Below are 2,106 nucleotides of genomic sequence, written 5' to 3'. Positions count from 1 at the left end.
ATAATACTGGTATTAGTGCTTCCCCTACAGTTGCCTTTCTGCTAACTTTTGGCTTTTTTTCCAAAATACTTCCTCCTCATTAAAAATTTTTTTTAAATAAATATATTTATTTAATTATACTAAACTTTCTGAAAATTATGTTAATTTTTTTGAAAATTATGTTAATTTTCTATTTATTATTTCAACTACTGCAAAGCTTGCAACATCTTGTGCAAATTTACCTGGCCCAAATCCTGCATCATATCCTATTTCTTTTGCAAGTTCATGGCTAATTCTTGGGCCTCCACAAATTAATACAACTTTGTCACGAAGTCCTTCTGCTTCTAGTAATTCTACTAAGTTTGTTAAATTTTCTATATGAATATTTTTTTGTGTTACAGTTTGAGAAACTAAAAGTACATCTGCATTAAGTTCTACTGCTCTTTTGATGAATTCTTCATTAGGAACTTGACTACCTAGGTTATAAGCCTCTACTCCTTCATATCTTTCAAGTCCATAATTTCCTGCATACCCTTTCATATTCATTATTGCGTCTATACCAACAGTATGAGCATCAGTTCCAGTACTTGCACCAACAACTACTATATCTCTCTTTATATTTTCTTTTATATATTCTTCTATTTGGTACTTATCCATAGTTTCTTCTTGAGCAACTTCAACATGGATATCTTCGTAGTTTACACCTTCTTCTAAACTTCCATATACAACATAAAAAGTAAATTCCTTGTCTAAAGCTTTATGGTGTGCAACATTAATCTCACTAAGTCCCATATTTTTAGCAGTAAGTTTTGCTGCTTCTATTCCTTTTTCATCATCTTTTATAGGTAAAGTAAAACTTACTTGTACCTTAGAATCATTCATAGTATCTCCATAAGGTTTTAAGTTTTTTAAATCTAACTCTTTATCAAATTCCTTTACTTCCATTGAATATAGTCCACTCATTAGAAGCCACCTCCTATCATCAGTTCTATAAATGGGTTAAAGTAATTAGATTCTTTCATAACCACTCCATCCAATCCTTTTCCTCCATCTATAGGTCTTTTTATTCCTGCAAATTTACCTTGTTCTAAAGTTTTAAATAATCCTTCTTTTTCTATTTCATGAATTAAGTCACAAGCTTTATTTAAAACTTCATCTACTCTTTTACACATAATTCCATCTTTTTTAAACTCTATTTCATCTCCAAGATCTTTCATTGTGCTAAAGATATATTTTGCATTTTCTATTGATACTGCTCTATCTGATATAAAAGGTGTATGTATAGCTTCTGTAAGCATTCCAAGTAAGTGTAATTTTTGATTTGTCATAATAGTTACCATATTAAATAATGCATCTTGTACTTGGCCTTTGAATATGTCCCCTGTCATAAACTTTGTAGGTGGCATGTACTTAAGAGGTGCTTTAGGGAATATTTCTCTAGCCATTTGAGCTTGTGAAAGCTCATACAAGAATCCATTTTCAACATCAGGACTTATTTCAAAAGCATGACCAAGTCCCATTTGTTCTTCAGGAAGTCCTGCAATTAATGCAAATTGCTCATTTATAAATTGAGATGCTAGTACTGTATGTGCTTCTTCTACTGCGTCTGCTGTCGTTAAGTAATTATCTTCGCCAGTGTTTATGATAACTCCTGCAAATCCGTTGATAATTCTTGAAAAATATTGGTCAATCATTGTTCTTTTCATATTTATATCTCTAAATAATATTCCATATAGAGCATCATTTAGCATCACATCAAGTCTATTTTGTGCTCCAAGCGCCGCAATCTCTGGCATACACAATCCTGAACAGTAGTTACAAAGTCTTATATATCTACCTAGTTCTTCTCCTACTTCATCAAGTGCTTCTCTCATTAATCTAAAGTTTTCACCTGTTGCATAAGTTCCTCCAAATCCTTCTGTCGTAGCACCATACGGAACATAGTCTAGTAAACTTTGTCCAGTAGTTCTAATAACTGCTATTATATCAGCTCCTTGTTTAGCCGCAGCAACAGCTTGAACTATATCTTCATATATATTACCTGTCGCAACTATTACATATAAATATGGCCCAGTTTTATCTCCATATTTATTAAGATAATTTTCTCTTTTATTTCTGTTTTCTTTT

General features: G+C 31.7%; 2 protein-coding genes. Both read right to left on the bottom strand.

Annotated elements, in window-relative coordinates; all coding sequences use genetic code 11:
• Positions 1-156: 156 nt before the first annotated feature.
• On the bottom strand, positions 157-942 hold the full coding sequence (locus tag VLM92_RS16295; RefSeq protein ID WP_325277375.1) for an OAM dimerization domain-containing protein: 786 nt from the start codon (positions 940-942) through the stop codon (positions 157-159).
• A partial coding sequence (locus tag VLM92_RS16290; RefSeq protein WP_325277374.1) for a lysine 5,6-aminomutase subunit alpha TIM-barrel domain-containing protein occupies positions 942-2,106 on the bottom strand: 1,165 nt, incomplete at its 5' end. The genes VLM92_RS16295 and VLM92_RS16290, both read right to left, overlap by 1 nt.

Origin of the sequence: Romboutsia sp., assembly GCF_035470145.1 — a bacterium.
In the GTDB taxonomy this organism is placed as follows: Bacteria; Bacillota; Clostridia; order Peptostreptococcales; family Peptostreptococcaceae; genus Romboutsia_D.
The sequence above is the reverse complement of the archived record's forward strand: the minus strand, read 5'-3'. Positions and strand labels throughout refer to the sequence as shown.